The 21,971-nt window shown below is 43.9% G+C and carries 18 protein-coding genes; 8 read left to right on the forward strand and 10 right to left on the reverse strand.

The window, feature by feature from the left end; genetic code table 11:
- Positions 1–30 precede the first annotated feature (30 nt).
- On the forward strand, positions 31–1,764 hold the full coding sequence (locus tag AC1RM2_RS19420; RefSeq protein WP_492986817.1) for a discoidin domain-containing protein: 1,734 nt from the start codon (positions 31–33) through the stop codon (positions 1,762–1,764).
- 73 nt (positions 1,765–1,837) lie between these two features.
- Positions 1,838–2,032 (forward strand): hypothetical protein, encoded by a 195-nt coding sequence (locus AC1RM2_RS19425; RefSeq protein WP_492986818.1) that lies wholly within the window; start codon positions 1,838–1,840, stop codon positions 2,030–2,032.
- A 69-nt stretch (positions 2,033–2,101) separates the two neighbouring features.
- Here the strand turns inward: AC1RM2_RS19425 and AC1RM2_RS19430 are convergent, their stop codons facing one another.
- Positions 2,102–2,581 (reverse strand): anthrone oxygenase family protein, encoded by a 480-nt coding sequence (locus tag AC1RM2_RS19430; protein WP_492986819.1) that lies wholly within the window; start codon positions 2,579–2,581, stop codon positions 2,102–2,104.
- Between the two features lie 48 nt (positions 2,582–2,629).
- Positions 2,630–3,436 (reverse strand): helix-turn-helix domain-containing protein, encoded by an 807-nt coding sequence (locus AC1RM2_RS19435; RefSeq protein WP_492986820.1) that lies wholly within the window; start codon positions 3,434–3,436, stop codon positions 2,630–2,632.
- 247 nt (positions 3,437–3,683) lie between these two features.
- Between AC1RM2_RS19435 and AC1RM2_RS19440 the strand changes: the two genes are divergently transcribed.
- The gene (locus tag AC1RM2_RS19440; RefSeq protein ID WP_492986821.1) at positions 3,684–3,932 is read left to right on the forward strand and encodes a 4a-hydroxytetrahydrobiopterin dehydratase; all 249 of its coding nucleotides are present in this window, start codon (positions 3,684–3,686) and stop codon (positions 3,930–3,932) included.
- A gap of 147 nt (positions 3,933–4,079) precedes the next feature.
- Here AC1RM2_RS19440 and AC1RM2_RS19445 read toward each other — a convergent pair whose 3' ends face one another.
- The 3 genes from AC1RM2_RS19445 to AC1RM2_RS19455 all read right to left on the reverse strand — a co-directional run bounded on the left by AC1RM2_RS19445 (position 4,080) and on the right by AC1RM2_RS19455 (position 6,669).
- Complete coding sequence (locus AC1RM2_RS19445; protein ID WP_492986822.1) at positions 4,080–4,688, reverse strand: murein L,D-transpeptidase catalytic domain-containing protein; 609 nt, start codon at positions 4,686–4,688, stop codon at positions 4,080–4,082.
- 349 nt (positions 4,689–5,037) lie between these two features.
- Positions 5,038–5,904, reverse strand: a complete 867-nt coding sequence (locus tag AC1RM2_RS19450; RefSeq protein ID WP_492986823.1) for a Rid family detoxifying hydrolase — start codon at positions 5,902–5,904, stop codon at positions 5,038–5,040.
- 522 nt (positions 5,905–6,426) lie between these two features.
- Positions 6,427–6,669: a hypothetical protein gene (locus AC1RM2_RS19455; protein ID WP_492986824.1), complete on the reverse strand. Its 243-nt coding sequence runs from the start codon at positions 6,667–6,669 to the stop codon at positions 6,427–6,429.
- A gap of 451 nt (positions 6,670–7,120) precedes the next feature.
- Between AC1RM2_RS19455 and AC1RM2_RS19460 the strand changes: the two genes are divergently transcribed.
- Entirely contained in the window at positions 7,121–8,962 is a 1,842-nt protein-coding gene (locus tag AC1RM2_RS19460) for a T9SS type B sorting domain-containing protein (RefSeq protein WP_492986825.1), read from the forward strand.
- Positions 8,963–9,253: 291 nt separating this feature from the next.
- Positions 9,254–9,445 carry a hypothetical protein gene (locus tag AC1RM2_RS19465; RefSeq protein WP_492986826.1) on the forward strand — a complete coding sequence of 64 codons (192 nt, stop codon included), beginning with the start codon at positions 9,254–9,256 and terminating at the stop codon, positions 9,443–9,445.
- 116 nt (positions 9,446–9,561) lie between these two features.
- Here AC1RM2_RS19465 and AC1RM2_RS19470 read toward each other — a convergent pair whose 3' ends face one another.
- Positions 9,562–12,036, reverse strand: coding sequence for a TonB-dependent receptor (locus tag AC1RM2_RS19470; protein ID WP_492986827.1), 2,475 nt, complete (start codon positions 12,034–12,036; stop codon positions 9,562–9,564).
- A 215-nt stretch (positions 12,037–12,251) separates the two neighbouring features.
- Here AC1RM2_RS19470 and AC1RM2_RS19475 point away from each other — a divergent pair, with 215 nt between their 5' ends.
- Together AC1RM2_RS19475 and AC1RM2_RS19480 are read left to right on the forward strand one after the other, a co-directional pair.
- The gene (locus AC1RM2_RS19475) at positions 12,252–12,806 is read left to right on the forward strand and encodes an alpha-ketoglutarate-dependent dioxygenase AlkB (protein WP_492986828.1); all 555 of its coding nucleotides are present in this window, start codon (positions 12,252–12,254) and stop codon (positions 12,804–12,806) included.
- A 93-nt stretch (positions 12,807–12,899) separates the two neighbouring features.
- Entirely contained in the window at positions 12,900–13,301 is a 402-nt protein-coding gene (locus AC1RM2_RS19480; protein WP_492986829.1) for a hypothetical protein, read from the forward strand.
- Between the two features lie 17 nt (positions 13,302–13,318).
- On the opposite strand, the gene AC1RM2_RS19485 is transcribed toward AC1RM2_RS19480, so the two are convergent.
- Positions 13,319–13,846, reverse strand: a complete 528-nt coding sequence (locus AC1RM2_RS19485) for a hypothetical protein (protein WP_274211342.1) — start codon at positions 13,844–13,846, stop codon at positions 13,319–13,321.
- A gap of 552 nt (positions 13,847–14,398) precedes the next feature.
- Between AC1RM2_RS19485 and AC1RM2_RS19490 the strand changes: the two genes are divergently transcribed.
- The gene (locus tag AC1RM2_RS19490; protein ID WP_492986830.1) at positions 14,399–16,333 is read left to right on the forward strand and encodes a PAS domain-containing protein; all 1,935 of its coding nucleotides are present in this window, start codon (positions 14,399–14,401) and stop codon (positions 16,331–16,333) included.
- A 211-nt stretch (positions 16,334–16,544) separates the two neighbouring features.
- On the opposite strand, the gene AC1RM2_RS19495 is transcribed toward AC1RM2_RS19490, so the two are convergent.
- From AC1RM2_RS19495 to AC1RM2_RS19505, 3 genes are all read right to left on the reverse strand, one after another.
- A complete protein-coding gene (locus AC1RM2_RS19495) occupies positions 16,545–18,251 on the reverse strand; it encodes a sodium:solute symporter family transporter (RefSeq protein WP_274211345.1) in 1,707 nt (568 codons plus the stop codon).
- Positions 18,252–18,953: 702 nt separating this feature from the next.
- The gene (gene araA / locus AC1RM2_RS19500; protein WP_492986831.1) at positions 18,954–20,444 is read right to left on the reverse strand and encodes an L-arabinose isomerase; all 1,491 of its coding nucleotides are present in this window, start codon (positions 20,442–20,444) and stop codon (positions 18,954–18,956) included.
- 157 nt (positions 20,445–20,601) lie between these two features.
- Positions 20,602–21,969: a glycoside hydrolase family 27 protein gene (locus tag AC1RM2_RS19505; RefSeq protein ID WP_492986832.1), complete on the reverse strand. Its 1,368-nt coding sequence runs from the start codon at positions 21,967–21,969 to the stop codon at positions 20,602–20,604.
- Between the last annotated feature and the right edge of the window lie 2 nt (positions 21,970–21,971).

Here is a 21,971-nt window from a genome sequence, read left to right on the forward strand (position 1 = left end):
ACCTCGTGTTAATACCTGCCAGCCTTTATCATGAGTACAATTTTGCGCATATTGCTTCTACTAATTGCTATTTTATTTGCAGGTTGCAACAAAGATGTGGTAGAAATAAACACAAAATCTACATCTACCCCAAACATTCAAAGCCTGAAAATATCGCCGGTACATACCGATATTCCTGTTGTCAGCATTTCGGCATCATCAACCTATCCTACGTGGGACGCATCAAATGCAACTGACAGTAATACTGCTACCAGTTGGAGCTCGGCCAGGCATTTAAGTTCAAACGGTGTGGAGTTTGTTCAATTTTATTTTAGCGGTGCCGTTGATATAAATTATGTGAAGCTTACCCCACGGTACGGCAGCAATAATGCAGGCTTATGCTTCCCCTTAAATTTTACAATTTATTATTATACGGGTTCATCATGGGTGGCAGCAAAGGCGTTCACTAATTTTGCCAATCCCCAAAAAAGCGACAACTACGATTTGCCGGTGATCATACCGCTGCCGGTTACTGTGCATGCCAGCGGCATAAAAATAGAAGTTACCGGGCTACGCGCCGATGGCCCAAACTATTATTTCCAGCTGGCTGAAGTTGCCGCGGGATTTGATGACGGCTTCAATCATTTTAAATGGACCGGCAATGACAACGCGGTGAGGCAAAACCGGATTAATAACGCAGGTTCGGACTCATTTAACCCGGATCGCATTTTCAATTGGACACAAGACGACCGCGACCCCATCATCCGGGGCACAACCAACGCTATTAACTCTAATATATATGCGCCAAACATAGTTTATAATGGCGGCAACTGGAATATTTATTATGGAGGCTGGGATAATACATCAGCAAAAAACGACCGGATATTTGCTACCATAACCCACGATGATTTTTTAACTTTTGGCCCGCCCACGTTAATGATTGGCAATGGCGACAGGCGCCATGTAAACAACGAAACTGTATTAAAAAAGCCCGATGGCAGCTGGCTGATGTATTATACAGCCTTACCTCAAAATTCGGCTACCAATAAGCCCGGCTTTGCAGCCTCGCCCGATGGCGTTGCCTGGGTGCCAAATATTGGCTCCGGAAATTCCTTTTTAAAAATAGCCAATTACCCTAACTGGGCCGCTGCAGATGTAAACGGATCAAATGTTGGCTACCTGGAAAACGGCACTTACCATTTGTATTTTAACGATTTTGCAACCAGGCCCAGGGCGGTTCATCATGCAGTAAGTACCGATGGGCTAAACTTTAACTACACCGGCGATGCGCTGGCCGAAGACGTTGTTGCGCAGGATGTAAAAGCTTTTAGCTACAACAATACCACCTATTATTTAATGGGCATGCACCATAACGGGCAGGAATTAAGGTACAGCCTAAGCAACAGCCTCACCAGTTTCCCGGCCAGCAGCTTTTTGCTGGGCAATTACAATGCCGCCGATTTATATATTGTTTCGATGGGGTTTGTAACCAATGCTAACAGGTTATACGGTATTATGTATGGCGCAGGGCCTACCGACGATTTGAGCCACAATTCGTTACACGCCAGGTGGCTTACAAAAAAAATAATTTTTATAAGCGACAGAACAAACGGCCGCTGGGGCGATATTGAAAAAGCACACGGGCCAAACCAGGTTGTGCTATACATGAGTACCGAGATGGAAACCGGCCATTTTTATGTTTACGATACCGACGGAACCACCCTGCTGTATACCAGCCCGCAGGTTACTATGCGTTCGGGTGATGTGTGGACGTACAAGCCATAGTAGGGTTGGCGGCATGTTGGTTTTTTTCTTTTTTATGTTTATTTTGAGGACGACCTTTTTTACTGCCTTGCACATGAATATAATTGTAGCCTTTATTTTTGCCAAAATCGGCTCGAAGCGCGTTATCGGGGGCTTCACCAGCTTTTTGCTTTGTTTATTTTTAGCGCCGGTAGGCTGGTATCTCGTTTTATCATCAAGGCGATTAGATGACCAGGAGTCAGACGCTGCATTGATAATAGAATTTAGCCCGGTGAAAAAGGAAGTATAATTTGTAGCAGAAAATAGCTTCTATCCGTCCAGGTTCTCGTGGAGAGAAACCTGAACGAATGAAATATTGTTATTTATACCGAAGCAAATAAATTTTATGCAGCGCCATAAAAGAGAAAAAGAGGCCTGCCAGTATAACTAAAGAACGCAGCCAATTCATCCCGCTCCATTCCGATACTGTTCTTTTAAGCAAATCAACATCGGTGAGTTGGGCAGTCTTAAACATAATGTCATTGCGGGGATAGAAATAGGCAAAGGTGAATACATCGGCTAAAATGTATAAAACAAGCGCTGCTCCTAAACACAGCCGGATGGAAGGAGATGTTTTCCAAAAAAGTACCAGGACTACCAGGCCCAACACCTGGTTCACGGGCGAAAATATCCTGAAAAAATTTCCGGGGTTTACCGTTTTAAAATAATCTCTTGTAACGGCAATGGAGTGAGGAATATCACTTCCCCATGATTTTACATCAACCAGGGAAGTATACAGGTTTACAAACAGCAGGCCGCAGGCAATACTGATAGAAGCAAATAAAATTATTGTTTTCATGTTTTTTTTTCTGCAAAGATGGCTACCGGATGGGCCGCAGAATTGTATTTAACGGACATCTGTATAAATATGCCCCTTTATTTTGCTCATGTTCCGTTTGTATTCGCCGGGTGTTATTGCCGCGTAAGCTTTAAAAGTTTTGATAAAATGCGATTGATCGGCGAAATGACTTTGAAAAGCAATTTCTGTCAACGATAATTCGCCCTGGTGAATTAAATCCACCGCGTGCAGGTATTTTTTGTAAAGTAAAATTTCTTCGGTATTCATTCCCGTTGCATCAACAAGTTTCCTTGATAAATGCCGGGGCGAATAACATAAAGAATTTGCCAGGACAGTTACCGACGCATCATGTTGATTAGGTGCGTATATAAAACTATTCATTAGTTGTTCCCGGGGTTGCCAGGCAATCAAATTTGGCCTGAGCCAGGCCAGGAAAACAGATACCCGCGCATCAAAATCATTTTGTTCGGCAAGTTGGTGCCAAAGTGAGTTGAATGCCGGATTAAGCAGGGTTAAGTCGACGGTAATATTTAAAAACTCGCAGGCAGGCACCTTAAAAATTTCCTTTACGGCCAAAGGTTGAAACAGGACACCAAAAAAAACCTGTTGTTTGGGAAGATGAAGCTGTATTGGCGTGGTATTGAACCCGCTGATAAAGCAATTTGATAAATGATGTAATTTACTGCCAAGCCGGGCCGGGATAAATGAGCTATCGCTAAAGTTGAAAATAACCTCTATTACGCCTTTGGGTATAATGTATTCCTTATGAAACAGGTGCAAGGTATCAACCTGCCAAACTGCATGGATGGCATCCTTAAAACAAGGCTCCTGAGGTATATAATAGTTGTAGTTCAATTTTTAAGGAATTGATTATAAGGCCCGTTAAAAAATTGCCGCTAATGCGGGCAGCCTGCCGAGGATGTGAAATTTCAATTCCCTCGGCTTTGCCGGTTAATATAAAGGAACGAATTTTTATTTTTCGGCGCAAGCGGCTCAGCGTGAATTGCTTGCATTCCATCAGGTTCTCTCGGATTGATACTTATCAGATATAAATAAAACACGATGTTATTTCGCCTGTTAAACAGATGGAGGTAAAATAAAGATGATGTGGCAGGAAATTGATAACAAGCTTTACAAGGCATTTAAATTTAAAGACTTTTCGGAGGCGTTTTCTTTTATGACCCGGGTGGCTTTGCTGGCCGAATCGAATAATCATCACCCCGCGTGGAAAAATGAATGGAATAAAGTCGAAATCTGGCTTTCAACTCATGATCAGGGCGATATCGTTACTGATAAGGATAGATCGTTAGCCTCCTCCATTGATAAAATATTGGAAAGTTTTTCGGTTTGAGGTCTTTTGTCCTGCGAGATTTTTTGCAGGGAGAACCTATCGGAACGCCGGTTGTACAAAGGATCATTGGTTAGCATGCGGCCTCAGGGTCCTTTTTCAAAGAGACCCTGAGGGGACAAAATTCGTCAATTTATCGTTGAAACGTTGCTAACTATATATCCACATCAGCATCCGCTTTTTTTGCTTCCTGATCAGCGCGTCGACAATTTTTAGGGTATTGTTTGATATGGCGGGACAGCCCCAGCCTTCGGGTGTGCCGTTGGGGTATATATTGGTTTCGGCAACTTTTTCCCAGGAGTGGAACACGATTTGCCTGATCAGGGCATTATTGTTAGTGCTCTCCAGCCCGGTTAAAAAGTATTTTACATGGATGCCCCAGGCGCTATAGGCCCGGCCTTCAATCCGGTATTTACCCAGGGCGGTACAATGGCTGCCATCACTGTTGCTAAAAACTGGTTTGTCTTTTGTCCACACGCCCGACCATGGCGCACTGGCACATCCATGGCTTACCAGGCCGGTAATCATGGTATCGTTTTTACGAAAATCCCAAACCATAAAACGCTTAACGCCCGAGTGCAGGCTCATATCTATCAAAATACAGTAACGGGTATTGTAGCCTTTCTGCTTGCAAAAAGCAAGGCTTTGTTTGGCCTTTAGCCTGGTGCGGTTAATGTCGATGTGGGGGGCAAAGGCGTTAGCGGCTGCGGTTAACAGCAGCAATTGCAATAGGGCGAGGAATTTAAGATAAGGTTTCACCGGTAATTAATAAATATTGTGATGATGTGAAACGCTTGAAAGAAGGGATTAGTATTGCGTAATGCTGGTAATATTAAAATGATTTTCCGTGCCCTCAGGTTCTCTCGGAGAGGAACCTGAGGGAGGATGCCTATTGTATTGAAATAGTTCATCGCCTTGCATGCGGCCTCAGGGTCCTTTTTCAAAGAGACCCTGAGGGGACATAAGAAAATGATTTTCCGTGCCCTCGGGTTCTCTCGGAGAGGAACCTGAGGGCGGATGGCGTTGTATTGAAATAGTTCATCGCCTTGCATGCGGCCTCAGGGTCCTTTTTCAAAGAGACCCTGAGGGGACATAGCGTGACATAATATTAGTTATTAAACCCCGCAACCGCAGCAATTTCAATCTGCGCCTGGCGTGGTAACTCCTTAACGGCTATGCAAACTCTGGCCGGAAATTTATGGTGAAAATATTTGCTGTAAACACGGTTGGTAGCGGCGTAGTTATCCATGCTGGTAAGATAGATGGTTACATTGACCAGGTCCTGGTAGTGCAGCCTGTTTTTGCGCAGTACATTGCCAAGGTTTTCCATTACCTGCGTTGCTTCTGCCTCAAATCCGTTGTTTACCAGGTTACCGGTATGATCAATCCCAATCTGGCCGGATATATACAATGCATCGCCGGAAATGTACGCATCAGAAAAGGGTAGGCCAGTTTTAATTTCTCCGGATTTAGCCTTCCCATTATTTTGTAGCTGAATTTCTGTGCCTTTCCTGTCAATCTGTATCCAGTATTCAACTATTTTTCCGTTGGATACCCTGTAAACTGCGCTTCCTATTTCAATTACAGGCAGCCCTGTAGATTTAAATTCATCCACATCACCTATTTGATTGCCGGTTTGCTTCCAGCGGGCATAAACTTTGTCGTTACCGGCAATGAGTTCGGTTACTTCAAATTGGTAACGGCCATAACTTTGCAGGAATTCATTGACATGCCGGCTGTAGTTTTCCGGTGTCCTGACAACGGTTTCCTGGTGTTCAGCGTTAAGCTGGTGCGCTTTTACAGAATCTGCCATAAATTCTGAAGCTCTTTCAGGTGATTTTCCGGAACGGACGATTTCTAAAAAGTCCCTTACTATTTTTTTTGATTGTTGTGTAGTGCTCATAATTGTATTTTGTGCGTTGCTGCCAATAGATATTGCCAATAAAAGCAATAGCGTAATGGTGTAATTTTTCATGATCCCGGGTTTTAAATTAATGCAACAAATTTGATCAAATATTTAAGAGCATAACAGATGCAGTTTTTGATTATTTGAGGATAACAGATTCATTTGTGAGCACAAAGTGTGGGAGAGAGGGCAGCTTGTTGTGTTTAAATAGTCCATTACCCGGCATGCTGCCTCAAGGTCCTTTTTCAAAGAGATCCTGAGGGGACAAAAGCGTTTTCAACCCCGTAGGGGTATAACATTTGTAGAAAAGATAGAAATAATGCTCCGTGCCGTAGGTACGGAACTTATGAAGCGTACCTACGGCACGCAAAAATGTTGATTTACAAGTGCTACAAATGTTTTGCTCCGATGGAGCAACCTGTGAATTCCTTAACTTAATAGCCCTCAGGTTCTCTCGGAGAGAAACCTGTGGAAGGATGGCGTTGAATTGAAATAGTTCATCGCCTTGCACGCTGCCTCAGGGTCCTTTTTCAAAGAGACCCTGAGGGGACAAAAATGAGAACCCAAAAGATATGGGTACAGGATAGCAGATTAAACAGCTGTAATCAGCGCCGCGCCGGCATCGTCGATATGCACGAGGCAATCGGCAACAGAAATATGGTGTTTGAATTTGCTGATGGGCTCAATCCAATCGCGCGAGGTAAAAACAGGAGCCAGGATGTTTACAGATTCTACCAGGATCTCTTCGCCATCCAGCACCAGCCGCCAGCATTTGCTTTGGCCGTCGCTTTCGGTATTAAAGCGGATTTGGGCAAGGTTAACTTGTATGTTCATTATTAATTTGGGGTATTTTAGATGCTAATGGCCTAAAAACGCCCGGATTTTATGAATATTATTGAGTGAATTGGTTGTTGCGTAATTGTTACAAAAAAAGAGGGGGGAGAACCAAGAGTCAAGAATCAAGAGTTAAGACAGTCAAGCGGATATGGAGATTTCTTAATGTACTATCTGGTACATTAGTGCAGAGGATTAGCCCCTTTTCTTGGCTCTAATACCTTGATTCGATCCTGTGCTGTATGAGAAAATAGTTCATCGCCTGGCATGCGACTTCGGTGCGTTTTGCAAAGAGATTCTAAGGGTAAATAGATCTCACGTATCCGCCTGACTACTTTCTTGATTCTTGACTCTTTTTTTGCCAAAAGCGTAACAATTAATTTACATATTCGGTAAAAGGTAGGTGTATGGTTTTTAATAAAAACTACATTTGCTAAACCCCTGATTGAAATTGACTTTACACCGTATAGCCAGGTTTACACTATTGTTACTGGCTGCCTTTATCGCTATTCCTCAAGCCAATGCCCAACAGGGCGTTGCACTCGTGTCGGCTCACCACGTGTCACCACGCAAAGCCGCTTTGAAAACGTCTGCAAGCCGCAAAAAAATTATTAACGTAGCGCCGATATTTAGTTTTGATTATCCCGATGTTTTGCCCAAGTGCGATAATGTGCCTTTAACGCTACAGGTACAAGGCCATCCCGAATACCTGTACCGCTGGTATAAGGATGGTGTACTAACTACCAATGTTACCACGCTGTACTCCATACAAGTAACAGGAAAATACCGGGCCGAAATTAGCTCCGAAAAAGATGTATGGGTTTCAACCAAAGAAGTGCAGGTTAATGTAATTTATCTTCCCGAACCGCAAATAGTGCCTGATCAGCCTACCCATTGCGGTGGCAGTAATGCCATTTTAAATTCAAACCTGCCTGCCAGCAACGATTACTCGTTAAACTGGTACCTTAACGGGCATGAGCTTACACAGTTTACCAACAAGGCATCAATAAGCGTGAGCGAGTTGGGTACCTATATGCTTACGGTACGCAACCCCATTAATACCTGTTCTAAGGAGTCGCCGGTATATCATCTTGTATTTACACCTGCTCCCACATTTACGTTTAATTACCCCGGCGATGTAAACGTTTGCCAGGGTGGCACAGCCGTGTTAACTGTTGGGGGCGATATTGCCTATCAATACCGTTGGTACAAGGATGGTGTACTTACAGGTAATTTAACCCAAACACTTACAACTACCCAAAACGGCAAATATAAAGTGGAGGTAAGTACCTGCCCCGGCACCTGGATACCATCAAAAGAGGTGCAGGTAAACGTATACAACCTGCCAACACCGGTAATTACGCCTGATAAAGTAAGCTATTGCACAGGCGATGTGGCCCAGCTTGAAGCCGGTATTACTACCGATGCCGCTTATTCCATTACCTGGCAGCGCGATGGAGCCACGGTAGGCGCCTGGCAAAACAAGCCAACAGTTACTACTACCGATGCGGGCAATTATTCGGTAATTGTTACCAGTACGGCGCTGGGTACCTGCGTTGTTAACTCGGCAATGTACCAGTTGGCGTTTAACGCGTTGCCCACGGTGAGTATTACCCAGGCCGTTACAACTAAATTATGCGAGGGACAGCCGCTGGAGCTTACAGCAGTGCATAGCGCGGGCAGCACGGTAAGCTGGTCGACCGGCGAAACTACCGATAAGATTAGTGTAAGTACCACGGGTACTTACAACGTAACGGCAACTTCGGCAGCGGGCTGCCAGGCAGTTACGGGTATCGATCTGCAGTTTTTACCCGTAGCTATGCTTAATATGGCCGATACATCATTTTGTACTTATACCGGCGCACCGGTTACCATAACCGCGCCCACGGGTTTTTCAAAATACACCTGGAACGGCACAGAGGGCGGCAATACGTTTATTGCCGATCATCCGCAAACAATAACTCTTAGCGTAATAAATGCCAACGGTTGCCCCAGCGATAAGGTGATACACGTAATAAGCTCGTGCCCGGATATTCATATTCCATCGGCATTTACACCCAATGGCGATGGAAAAAATGATACATGGAACATTACAGGGCTGGAAACTGATGCGTCGGTACTGGTAAAAGTATTTAACCGCTATGGGGCGATAGTTTTCCAAAGCACCGGCACTACTGCATCATGGAACGGACGCAAGAACGGACAGCCTGTGCCCACGGGCGTATACTACTACGTTATATCGGGCAAAAACAGCAAACAATTGTTTTCGGGATCAATTACCTTGCTGAATTAGCAATTTTTTTTTCTTCAACAAGCTCTTGTCGATATTTTAACTTGCGGGCCGACGGATATTGATCCTCTGTATACTGGTGTTCCGGTAAGCCTGGGGTGGTTTGCGTTACCTGTTAACTGGTACTATTTACTGTAACAATTTGCATTTTACTACACCGTGGAATATAATTACGGGAGATTTATTAATAAGTTTGTTTAAAAGTTAATTATGGCCCTGAAGGCGAAAATTATTAATTGAAACAAATGAAACCTTTGTTTTATCTGATGCGTACAAACCAAAAATGAATAAATTATGGATATTGTTGTAATACTTGGTACCATACTATTGAGTTTGGGCATTTTATTAATAGCGGCCATTCTGTTTTTTAGCGCCGTAAAATATATTCAAAGACAGTATTATCCCAAATGGAAGTTTCCGGATTATATCAGCGTGGGATATGCTGAGTACCTGTACAAAAAGTATATTAAAAGAAGTAAATCTTAGCCCTGCCAATTTTCGCCGCCCTACTAGGATTGGGCTTGAAAATAATGAACCAGGTATAGCCAAAAGCTATCCGCCCGCCGCCGGTGTATGATACCAAAGCGAGGGGCGGTTTTTTATTAATTATTGTTGTTATTGCTGCTGCCTTCCTTCAAATCATCATTGTTGATGGTTTTTTTAGGCTTCTTAGGTTTCTCTGCCGACAAGCCGCCAAACTTATAAGTAAATGTTAGCTCGATGCTGCGGTTATGCATTATGTTTACGGCATTCTGGTTAATATTGCCCGAATTAACAACAGTAGGTATCCTGAACCCGTTAGTCAGAAAGTTGTCTGCACCAATGCCGATGCTGCCTTTTTTATTGGCAAACTTCCGGTTAAAGCTTAAATTATACACCCCGAAACTACCCTGGTAACCTTGTAGCTGTATTTGGCGCGAGCGGCGGAAAGCAAATGCCTGTACCGAGTACTTGTCTGACAGGTCATAGCTGCCAAATATGCGGTAGTTGGCCACCCAGCCATGATTTGATGCGCGGAAAAGCGGGTCGGGGTCCTGGTTATCCAAATCTAAATAGTACATATCAAGGCCGCCATTGAGGCTCAGCTTGCTGGTGAGCGTAAGATTGGCCGATAAGCTCATACCATAGGCATTTTGTTTGCCCAGATTTTGATAGCTGGTTTTTATAGTATCGCCGCTGCTTGTACGGATGGTTTGGATAGCATCATTGGTATTGCGCATAAAAGCCGAAATATTGAAATGGTTACTTTTGATATTGGTGCTGTAGGCCAGTTCAAAATTATTGGTAAACTCGGGCTGCAGGCCAGGGTTACCGCTGGTTATATTCAGTGGGTTGGATGCCTGGATATTGGGGTTTAAAAACTCGATAGACGGGCGCTGGATGCGGCGGTTGTAGCCCAGTTTAATCATATCGCCATTATCAAACTTTTTGCTGATGTTGAGGCTGGGTACCAGAATGCCATAATCGGGGATGCTGACTGCCTGCCCGCTCTGAAAATCGGCGCTGATAGCCGTGTACTCGTAACGGGTACCGGCTTTAATGGTGTAATTTTTAAAGGGGTTAAAGGTAAAAGATACATATCCCGATGCCACATTTTGCTTGTAATTAAACGCATTTGACAGGCTGGCCGACGATACCGGCTGATAATTGAGCGAACCATCGGCTGCCGAAAGGTAGGTGTAATCGCTGGTTACTGTTCTTATAATCTCCTTGGCGCCAAATTCAAGCAGCTGGTTTTTAGCAAGCGGCGTTTGGTAATCGGCCTCAAGGGTAAGCTCTTTATTGATGCTGTTGTTATTGTTTTTTAATCCTCCTGTTGATGCCCCATCGGTTTGATCAAGAAAAATGCTTTCAAAGTTGTTGTGGCGGTTATTCTGGCTGTACTCTGTCAGGAAGCTAAACTCGCGGTCGGGTTTTTTACCTGTCAGGGTATAAGTTAGGGTTGCATCAACCGAATTGGAGTTGTTGGTGATCTTGTTTTTTTGCAGCGATGAACCGGTAAGTACATCATTCAGGTAGCTGTTGGTTAAAAAGTTGTCCTGTGTGGTAGGATGGTTGTTGGCGCCAAATACCACACCAAGGCTAAGCGAATTATGCTCATTAATATCATAATCAAGCCCCGCGTTATACCGGGCAAACAAATATTTGTTGTGTGTATTGGCCGATTGGGTGGTAAGCAAGGCATCACCCGTAGTAAGGCTGGTTACTGTTTGGCTATTGTTAAACTCGCCGGGGATATTGTAGCCTGTACGCCCAAAACCACCTAATGAAAAGGTAAGCTTTCCTGTTTTGTACCCGCCGTTAAGGCCCAGGTCGGCGCCGCGTGTGCCGGCTGCCGAGTTTAAGTTTAGCGTAAGCCCCTGCAGTGTGTTTTGTTTCAGGATGATGTTAATGATTCCGCCCGATCCTTCTGCATCGTATTTGGCCGATGGCGAAGTGATGACCTCCACACTTTTAATCAAATCGGCAGGGATTTGCTTCAACGCGTCAGATACGCTTGCCGAAGCCATGGCCGAAGGTTTGCCATTGATAAGCACTTTAATGTTTGAGCTGCCGCGTACGCTCACATTACCGTCAAGGTCAACAGATACCATGGGTACGCGTTTCATCACGTCGGTTGCATCGCCGCCGCGGGCAGTCAAATCATTTTCGGCGTTATATACAGTGCGGTCTATTTTTTCTTCAATCAATGCTTTTTTACCGGTAACCTGTACTTCATTCAGCAGTTTACTATCGGGGCTAAGTAATATACGGCCCAGTTTAAGCATGCCGCCATCTACCTTAATATTGGCAATGGTTTTATTGGCATAGCCCAAAAAGTTTATCCTGAGGCGGTAAGTGCCGGCCGGCAATTTATCAATAGTAAATTTACCATCGGTGGCAGTTATGGTGCCGTTTACAACCTTATTGCTTGCCTGGTCAAAAACAGATACGGTAGCATAATCCACCGGTTTCTGGCTCACCGAATCGATAACAGTTCCGGTAATGCCGGTGCCGGCATCGGTAATTATATTTGCGGCCTTTACCATGGTGAATGGTAAAAGGAACAACAGCAGGAATTGTACTTTTAGTTTCATGCCCCAAATAAAAACCAATACAACCGTTTGGTAAAACGCGATAGACGGGCATAAAGAAATAATCGACCACGGGGCAAATCACCGGGACGGAGGGATGTTTTAGTATAGTGGATAAGGTTTCATCGGCACAAATGGGTTGCTGGTCGATAATTTCGATTAACCGGCGATGTTAAATTTCCTTTATTTGATTACATTTAATAATCAAGGAATTTGACATGGAAAATGGAGCAATGGAGCTGGCAAATGAAATTATGATGGTGAAAATACCGTCTCTTGACAACCGGCTTTTTGAGATGATTAAGCTTAATACGGCTTGGGACAATTCAATGGTTTCGCGGAAGACGGTTAGTTATGGCGTTCCCTATAATTATTCGGGACAGGAATATCAATTTTGTGCCATGCCCCCATACTTGTATCCACTTCAGGATTTTGTTAGTCATAAAACCGGATTTTTCCCGAACAATTGCCTGGTTAATTACTACGTAAATGGCGATTCAAAAATGGGTTTTCATTCCGATCAGGTTGACCAACTGGTTCATGGCACCGGAATAGCCATAGTGTCGCTTGGCGACCCTCGCATTATTCGCTTCAGAAATAAAATCGACAAAAACAGGGAAATTGATTTTACACTGGGCGCCGGTACCCTGTTTTATATGTCGCAAGAAGTACAAAAGCACTGGTTGCATGCCGTGTTGCCCGATAAAAATAATTCACAAAGTGAAAGGATAAGCCTCACATTTAGAAAGTTAACAGAGAGTGATGTTTTGTAAGTTCAAGATCAGTGAGCCTTTGTTTTAACGCATAGCTCCATTGAGGTCAGCATCATTGCGCAATAAGAAAAATTCTTTATCTATTTTTGTGCCATGAGTTACATCACTGGTACTGCAAAGCTGGAAGAAAATATTACTATTAACGATTACCTCCAATACCCCATCTGGATAAATACTTTTAATGTGGAGGGGGCTACCGACCAGCAATGTTATCAGCGCCCGGTTATTAGCACTACGAATGCGACTGCCGATATGGTTGATCCTTTTATCACTTTAAAAATAAAAGATACGGCTTACTATGCTACTGCCCAATATTATTTCCCAACTCAAATGTTAACTAAAATAGCGGTATGGGCGGCGGATGGCTGGGCTGTTGTTGAGGATATACCCGGATTGGAATCTCCGATACTAATGGTTGCTGTGCCAACGATTGATGGGGCAACAAACGTTACTTTTGAAGTTAATATTGAATTGGATTACGGTGTTCGGGTTTGATAGATTTCCACAGAAGTTCAGTCGCCGGTAAATTTAGTCTTTAAATCTAAAAGGGCTTTTGTTGGCTTAAAAAACAGCCCTTCAAAAGCTTGTCCTTGTTTAATCACCCTAAGGATTGATTTTAATGCGGCATATTCCCACTTGTTCCATAAATTTTTAAACCATGTACTTTTTATTGCAAATAATGCAATGCATTCGTTAGCCCACTCTTCTTTAAACCAAGGGTTTTCGCAGCCTATGTTTTTGATTAAGTTTTGGATCCTCATTTTAATTAATTCCTGCATTTCTTCGGTTAACCCACCATTTTCGTCAGAAGTTAATATTTCAAGCCCAAACTGTCTAAAAGTGGTTACCCACGAAATTGACTTCTTTTTCGAGTAACGTGTAATCTGCCCAGGCCATCCATCGTTGCTATAGGTTATTTTAAAATTATTTATCAAATGTTTTTTCAATTGTTCGGTGAAATCACATTCCAAATTTTGACCAAATTCGTAACCTTCAATAAAACTTACTATGCTGTTTTCGTCGGCAACCTTGATAAACATGCGCGGCCGCAGTATAAAGTTTAATAAATTAAGTTTATAGCGATTTGTAAGCATTGTAATTGTTAATGTCGCTATTATGATTAGCGTTTAGCATAAATTCTTAAGGAGGTTTTTTCCTGGAGTCCCCATTTGTTCTTTTGGGCACCAAACATAAAGTCTTTGTGAAAAAACGTTATTGGTTGCTAAAGCCCTCCTAATCGCTATAAATTGGAATAGGTTTTCAATTAAACAAATAGTTCTCGTTTCTAAAGATATTTAAAACAATTGATAAAACCGGGTACAGCTCGCTACCCTTCCCCCGTTAGCGATAGGCGCGGATACCGGCCTCGCGCCTAATGCCTGTGCCGTATGAGCAGATAGCGCGGGCCGCAGGCAACGGCATGAAGGGGATCAAACACCCGCATCCAATTGTCACATTCCCTTTGCATTTACAAGCTTTTGACGTTTGAAGATATATATTCATTACATTGACAGCATACACGTATAGATATTTATTGTAACCAATATTGTATTTAAACGTTTAATTTAATTAAATAATTTAACCCGAAGCTAATGCGGCACGGAGCTTTACGGATAGCCCTTATTTACATCATTATAAGTTTGCTCTGGATCACTTTTGGCGATCGTTTGCTTTTCCAACTGCAGGATAATTTTACCCGCGAACAGGTTTTACTTATTAGCAGTGCCAAGGGGTATTTTTTTGTACTTGCCAGCGGTTTGTTTTTATACTACCTGATAAAAAGGAACGACAAGCAACTTCTGCAACGCGAAAGCCAGTATCGCAATATGTACGAGGCTAACCCGGTGCCTATGTGGATATATGACGAGGCTCTTAACATAGTTTCGGTTAATGATGCCGCCGTTAGCACATACGGCTACACCAGGGCCGAGTTTTTAACAAAAAGCATCCTGGACATCCGCCCGCCCGAAGATGCTGAAAAGGCTATTGAATCGGCCAGAAACTTATCGCCTAACCTGAATTTAAGCGGCACCTGGCGGCATATTAAAAAGGATGGGAGTGTTATACAGGTAAGTATTACATCGCATAAAATAACTTTCAACAACAGCCCAAATGTGCTGGTGATGGTACGGGACATGACCGAACAGCTATTATTTGAGCAGCGGTTGGAGAAAATAAACCAGGAGATTTTAAACAAGAAACGAAATTTAAGAGAAACGCAGCTGATATCAAAAGTGGGCGGCTGGGAATACTTTCCTGATACCCGTAAGCTGCTATGGTCGGATGAGTTGTACGCACTTACCGGTATTAGTAAGGATGATGAGCGGGAACCCTTTGATATTTACCTGGAGCATATTTTTCCGGAAGACAGGCCAATGATGATTGCCGGGCTTAACGATTTAATGACCAATGGCAAAACCCTGGATGTTACTCACCGCACCAAAGTGCTAAACGGCGAAACCCGGTATATGCGGCAATTGGCCCGTTTAGAAAGCGTACCGGGCATGACACTGAAAGTAATTGGTTCGATGCAGGACATTACCGAACTTAAGGAGCTGGAGGTTGAAAAAAACAGGCATTTAAGCAACCTTGAAAATACCCTGAACAGTATTAGTGATGCCTTTTTCGCTTTAGACTATAACATGTGCATTACCCGTATTAACCAGGCTTTTGAAGACATTGTTAACGGGAGATTTACCAAAATTGTTGGCGAAAGTATTTTTACGCTGTTCCCCAAAGAGCGGAACCGCATGTACCCTTACTATCAAAAGGCGCTGGAAGAGCGGGTGATTGTACGGATGGAAGATTATTCGCTGGTATTAAACAAATGGATTAGGCTGGCGGCCTACCCAACGGATGATGGCGTTGCGGTTTACTTTTCGGATATAACCGAAAACAAGCTAAAAGATATTAAGCTAAAGGAAGCTGTAGAACGGTACGAACTATTAGCACAAGCCACCAAGGATGTGATTTATGATTTAAACATCCCTGCAGATACCATTGTTTACAATGCCAGTTTAACGCAATTGATTGATATTGCTTATGACCGGATAGCATACAACCTGGCATGGTGGCGCCACCTCATCCATCCTGATGATGTTGACGAAGTAGTAAAAAGCCAGCAGAAAATTATAAGCGAAGGCAAAACCAACTGGGCCTGCGAGTACCGCATAAATTGCGGCAATGGCGTGTATAAATACATTATGGACCAAGGGTATTTTATTTATAACGAACAAAAGGAGCCTGTAAGGCTGATAGGGGTTATTAAAGACATCAACGATTTAAAACAATCCATCCAGGAAAATAAGCGGCAGAATGAATTTTTAAAAGAAATAGCCTGGCTAAGCTCGCACGAGATCAGGCGGCCGGTAGCTACCATGCTGGGGCTGATGTACCTGGTAGATATAGCCGAGGGTAACGAAGAGAAGGAAGAAGCATTTGAATTGCTGAAAGTTACGGTCAACGAAATGGATGGCATCGTTCATCAAATTCACAGCAAAATTAATGATGCTGTTGATTTATCATAGCCGCCGGCTCGGGGCCCAACAATGGAGCAATAAAAAATCCCCCTGGCAATTAAGCCAGCGGGGGATTCAATCAATGTAACCTATAACAAAATTCTTGTATTACTGTCGTGTCAACGATAAATTGACGGATAGTCTTTAGCCCAAAGTCTTAAGTTCTAAGCCAAAAAAAAGTTCAACTTTAGACTTACGACTTAGTACTGTTGACTTAACACTACCAGAACTTGGCATAAAGCATGGTAAGTAATAACAGCGTTACTATAATTAATGCCAGGGTTTGTTTATCAACCTTAAACATGGCACGCGGAATATCAAAAGCTTTAGGGTTTATTTTAGGTCCGGCCAGGCTGATTATAACCATCACAATAATGGTAAACATGAACGATAAGCCCATACAAATCAGGAATGGAATTTCCCAGCCACCTTTGCCATTAGGGAAGGCGGTGTACAGGAACGTTTCGTGACCAAACAAAGCCGGCGCATAGTTATTAAACAGTACCGACATAGCAAAACCTGTCAGGATACCCGCAATAGCTGCCGCACCAGTAGTACGTTTCCAGAAGAAACCCAAAATGAATATGGCGAAGATACCCGGGCTGATAAAGCCGGTGTATTTTTGAATAAAGGTAAAGCCACCTTCGCCGCCAATGCCTAAAAGATCTTTCCAGGTAAGGATGATGGAGAACACCAAAGCGGCTAAAATAGTGAGTTTGCCTACCCAAACCATCTTTTTCTCGTCGGCATCCTTAACCATGTGCTTCTTGTAAATATCCAGCGTAAAAATGGTAGATATACTGTTGGCTTTACCGGCCAGTGAAGCAACGATAGCCGCCGTAAGCGCCGCAACCGAAAGTCCTTTAAGCCCGGTAGGCAAAAAGCCCAATATAGCCGAGTACGCATTATCCGAATTGAAATGCCCGCCCGATGCCATTTCGTGTTGCAAGCCACCATTTTTGTATAATACATAGGCCGCAATACCCGGTATTACCACGATGATAGGCATAGCCAGTTTCATCAAACCGGCAAACAGGATGCCTGTACGTGCGGTTTTTATATCCGAGCCCAAAGCGCGTTGGGTAATGTACTGGTTACAACCCCAATAGTTTAGGTTCACAATCCATTGGCCTGCAAAGTACATGGCAATGCCCGGCAGCGCCAGGTATTTGGTAATTTCGGCCTGTGGCGCTCCTGGCTTTGGTTTAGCCATCATCATTTTAAAGTGCTCCGGCGAGTCCTTGAACATCATTTTTAAACCGGCTATAGCATCTTTGCCTAAACCAAAATGCTCGCTCACCAGCGTTAAAGCTATGTAAGTAGTAGCCAGGCCGCCTATTACAAGCACCAATACCTGTATTACATCGGTAAAGCCAATAACCTTCATACCGCCAAGGGTGATGAATAAGGCAAACACAGCCAGCGCTATAATAATATTGTGCATCGAGCTAATGTCGCCGCCTATCAGGTTATTAATGGCCAGCGCACCCAGGTATAATATACTGGTAAGGTTAACAAACACGTATAAAAACAGCCAGAAAATGGCCATAATAAAGCTCACCGTTTCGTTATACCGCGTATGTAAAAACTGCGGCATTGTGAAAATCTTGTTCTTCAGGTATACCGGGATAAACCATACGGCCACTATAATGAGCGCAATAGCCGCCACCCACTCGTAAGCTGCCACAGCTAAGCCCACCGCGAAACCTTGTCCGCTGGTGCCGATAAATTGCTCGGCCGAAATGTTGGATGCAATAAGCGATGCCCCGATGGCCCACCAGGTAAGCGAACCTTCGGCCAAAAAGAAATCATGACTCGCCGATATACTGGCCTTTTTTTTGCGGCTGTACACCCAGTAACCATAACTGGATACCACAATAAAATAGATCACGAATATGACGTAATCAATGGTTGAAAATTTGTTCATAAATTGGGTTTAAATTAGTTTTATTGTATTCGTTCTCTCTTTTGCTTTTTATATAAAACACACAACCGGAATCCCATCGTGGGTTGTGTGTTTGATTGTATTTATTTCAATTAATACGCATGTTATTAAAACACTTGTCATTGCTAAAACATTTGTCATTGCGAGCGCAGCGTGGCAACCTCGTAGTCTGCACAGCGGCTCTGCACAGTTCGCGATTGCTTCGTTCCTCGCAATGACAAATTGGTTTTATTTATTTGTTCTTCCGTCGTTATCCACAAATCCTCAAAAGTCTTAACTCTTGATTCTAATTTCTTGACTCTTTCCCCGGGCGTTGCCTTTGGCCCGGGCTATCCGCTCATACTGCACAGGCCTTAATCACGGGCCGGTATCCGCTGCTATCCCTAACGCATTGTCTGAATCAGAATTGTCAGAATTTAAGAATTAACAGAATTACTCGTTTTCTGCTGATTCTTAAATAATCCGTCATTGCGAGGTACGAAGCAATCTTCGACATGCTAAGTCCCACATAGTTCGGGATTGCTTCGTACCTCGCAATGACATCATTCGTTTTATCGCTCGTATAACACACCCCTGCTCCCACACTTTTCCATCCCACCCCCTCTCAAGAGGGGAACTAAAAAGAGCAACCCTGCAAATCAAAGTCCTCTCCTTTGGAGAGGATTTAGGTGAGGCTTCTTCTTCCTATTTATAAGCAACCTCGTTCCACAAAATCTCATTCCTGAATTGTGGTATTGTTGTATCCTTACCAATTCTTAAAAACTCAATGCCCGCCATATCCGCAAAATCCTGCATATGCTCGGCTGTTAAATTCTGACTGTAAGCGGTATGGTGTGCGCCGCCGCCGTAAATCCAGGCTGCGCAGCCGGTTTTCATGTCGGGGAGTGGTTTCCAAAGTACGCGGGCAACAGGCAGGTTTGGCAGGTCTTCAACCGGTTCAACGGCTTCAACCTCGTTAACCAGCAGGCGGAAACGGTTGCCCATATCCACAATTGATGCGTTAAGCGCAGCACCACCGGCCACGTTAAATACCAAACGCGCAGGATCGGCTTTGCCGCCAATTCCCAGCGGGTGAACTTCTAAGGCTGCCTGTCCATTAGCTAATGATGCATCCACCTCCAGCATGTGCGATCCTAATACCAACGCATTGTTAGGGTCAAAATGGTAGGTATAATCTTCCATGAAGGCGTTACCGCCTGGCAGGCCGGCACCCATCACTTTAAATGCACGTACCAGGGCCGCAGTTTTCCAATCACCTTCGCCGGCAAAGCCAAAGCCATCGGCCATCAGGCGCTGGGCGGCAATGCCTGGCAGTTGGATCATACCGTGCAGGTCTTCAAACGTATCCGAGAAGCCTTTAAAGCCTCCGTCAACCAAAAATTTACGTAAACCCAACTCAATTTTAGCGGCATCATATACCGACTGATGTTTAGCGCCGCCTTTTTTAAGGTCATCGGCCATGGTGTAGGTAGTCTCATATTCTTCTATCAGTTCGCTAACCGATTCTTCGCTTATCGCGTTAATCACCGCAACCAGGTCGCCGATACCATATGTATTTACCGAGAAGCCGAATTTTAATTCAGCCTCCACTTTATCGCCATCGGTAACGGCTACAAAGCGCATGTTATCGCCAAAGCGTACAAATTTGGCACCTTGCCAGTCGTACCAGCCGGCAGCAGCGCGGGTCCAGGTTTCAATCTGGGCCAAAGCCTCAGGATCCTGCCAGTGGCCAACAACCACCTTACGGTTCATGCGCATACGCGATACCATAAAACCAAACTCGCGGTCGCCATGAGCGCTTTGGTTCAGGTTCATGAAATCCATATCTATCGAACTCCATGGAATATCGCGGTTATATTGGGTATGCAGGTGCAGCATCGGTTTTTTAAGGATGCTTAAACCGCGGATCCACATTTTAGCCGGGCTAAATGTGTGCATCCAGGTAATGATACCGATACAGTTTTCGGCCACGTTAGCGGCCTGCAGGGTTTCATAAATTTCTTCGGTCGATTTTACCACAGGTTTGTAAACCACGCGAACGGGGATATTGCCGGTAGCATCAATGCCGGCAGCTATTTCCTGCGAATGTTCAGCAACTTTTTTCAGCGTTTCTTCCCCATATAAGTTTTGGCTTCCTGTAATAAACCAAACTTCAAATTTTTTAAGATCGATCATTTTTATAATTAGTGATTTATTGAATTAATGAATTATTGAGTTAGTGGATTATTAAATTAGTGATTGAAGTAACATTGAATTAGAAATTAAAATCGCGATATATGCTTGTTAATGGTTTTATATTCAATAATTCAGTCAATCAATAATTCAATAATTATTATTTTGCCGGCGATAGTTTTAATAACGTTGCACCATGCAGGTTAATGCTTTGCTGGTAAGTTTTATTAAACTGGCCAACATCTTGTTTTTTCCACAGATCGCGCACCTTTACTTTGCCTTTAAGGCCCAGTGCAGCAAAATCAACCGCAACGCCTTTATTTACATCGCCGATGTTAAACAGGGCCACATAAAGGTCTTTACTGCCGGGTATCTGTGAATACCAAACCATGGCTCCGTCTTTTTTGTACAGTTGTTTGGGATTGGCCCCTTTTTGGTTAGCCGCCAAAACCTCATCGTTGGTAAATAGCTTTAACTCAAATTCGCGGTTCTCGGGCATGTTGCCGCCAATCATCAATGGCGAGCGGAAAATGCTCCAGAACGTCATGTGGGTAATTTCTTCATCTTCGGTAAAGCGGCTATAACGCTCCTGCCCAACCGGACCGCGTTTGCTTAGCTTGCCAATTTGTATCATATCGCAATCGGGCCAATGACCGGGGCCGCTTACACCTTCCCAACTTTTGGCATAATCAAACATGTGCAGTATCTCTTTCCAGTTATCCCAAAAATCATCGGCCATGCGCCACATATTGGCATATTTAACAGCATGAGCTGCTTGTGCTGCAGGAGTTTCGCCCGGCGAAAGGCTTAATACTATCGGCCTGCCACAATTTTGGATGGCTTTTTGGTAGCCTTCTACCTCGGCATTACTATAAGGGCGCGATAGGTCATCTACCTTAATAAAATCTACGCCCCAAGAGGCATATAATTCTAAAATAGAGTTAAGATATTCCTGCGCACCGGGCTTTTTCATGTCCAGTCCGTACATGTGGTTCATCCAGGGGCATTTGCTGTTGGTATCGGCCACCATGTCGGCAGTGATACCGTTGGTGCCTTTAACAGGTGATTTTGACCAGTATGCTTGCCTTGGAATACCACGCATTACGTGGATGCCAAATTTTAATCCTTTGGCGTGTACGTAATCGCTTAAAGGCTTAAAGCCATTGCCGCCAAAGGCCGAAGGGAATTTGGTAGGCTGCGGCGTTAAACGTCCCCATTGGTCCATAGTAAGCCAGGGCACGTAGGAGCCATCCTGCAGGCGCAATTGAAAGGGGTTACCGATGTTGCTGCCCGGAGGGTTATCGTACGACCATAAAAAATCGACCACGATGTATTCCCAGCCATGTTGCTTCAGGTTTTGGGCCATATAGTCGGTATTGGCCTTTACTTCATCCTCATGTACAGCCGAGCCGAAGCAGTTATAACTGTTCCAACCCATAGGCGGCGTAGCAGCAACGGTTTGTGCCGATGATGCCTGTGCTCCAAGCAGACCGGCTGCCAGTATAATGATATAGCGTAATGATTTCATAA

The sequence above is a fragment of the Mucilaginibacter sp. GW822-FHT03E02 genome (assembly GCF_058801545.1).

What these genes read in the sequence shown, in the direction of transcription:
- AC1RM2_RS19420 (WP_492986817.1), top strand. Translation starts at nt 31, where the DNA reads ATGAGTACAATTTTGCGCATATTGCTTCTACTAATTGCTATTTTATTT.
- AC1RM2_RS19425 (WP_492986818.1), top strand. Translation starts at nt 1,838, where the DNA reads ATGAATATAATTGTAGCCTTTATTTTTGCCAAAATCGGCTCGAAGCGC.
- AC1RM2_RS19430 (WP_492986819.1), bottom strand. Translation starts at nt 2,581, where the DNA reads ATGAAAACAATAATTTTATTTGCTTCTATCAGTATTGCCTGCGGCCTG.
- AC1RM2_RS19440 (WP_492986821.1), top strand. Translation starts at nt 3,684, where the DNA reads ATGATGTGGCAGGAAATTGATAACAAGCTTTACAAGGCATTTAAATTT.
- AC1RM2_RS19450 (WP_492986823.1), bottom strand. Translation starts at nt 5,904, where the DNA reads ATGAAAAATTACACCATTACGCTATTGCTTTTATTGGCAATATCTATT.
- AC1RM2_RS19455 (WP_492986824.1), bottom strand. Translation starts at nt 6,669, where the DNA reads ATGAACATACAAGTTAACCTTGCCCAAATCCGCTTTAATACCGAAAGC.
- AC1RM2_RS19465 (WP_492986826.1), top strand. Translation starts at nt 9,254, where the DNA reads ATGGATATTGTTGTAATACTTGGTACCATACTATTGAGTTTGGGCATT.
- AC1RM2_RS19470 (WP_492986827.1), bottom strand. Translation starts at nt 12,036, where the DNA reads ATGAAACTAAAAGTACAATTCCTGCTGTTGTTCCTTTTACCATTCACC.
- AC1RM2_RS19475 (WP_492986828.1), top strand. Translation starts at nt 12,252, where the DNA reads ATGGAAAATGGAGCAATGGAGCTGGCAAATGAAATTATGATGGTGAAA.
- AC1RM2_RS19480 (WP_492986829.1), top strand. Translation starts at nt 12,900, where the DNA reads ATGAGTTACATCACTGGTACTGCAAAGCTGGAAGAAAATATTACTATT.
- AC1RM2_RS19485 (WP_274211342.1), bottom strand. Translation starts at nt 13,846, where the DNA reads ATGTTTATCAAGGTTGCCGACGAAAACAGCATAGTAAGTTTTATTGAA.
- AC1RM2_RS19490 (WP_492986830.1), top strand. Translation starts at nt 14,399, where the DNA reads ATGCGGCACGGAGCTTTACGGATAGCCCTTATTTACATCATTATAAGT.
- AC1RM2_RS19495 (WP_274211345.1), bottom strand. Translation starts at nt 18,251, where the DNA reads ATGAACAAATTTTCAACCATTGATTACGTCATATTCGTGATCTATTTT.
- araA (WP_492986831.1), bottom strand. Translation starts at nt 20,444, where the DNA reads ATGATCGATCTTAAAAAATTTGAAGTTTGGTTTATTACAGGAAGCCAA.
- AC1RM2_RS19505 (WP_492986832.1), bottom strand. Translation starts at nt 21,969, where the DNA reads ATGAAATCATTACGCTATATCATTATACTGGCAGCCGGTCTGCTTGGA.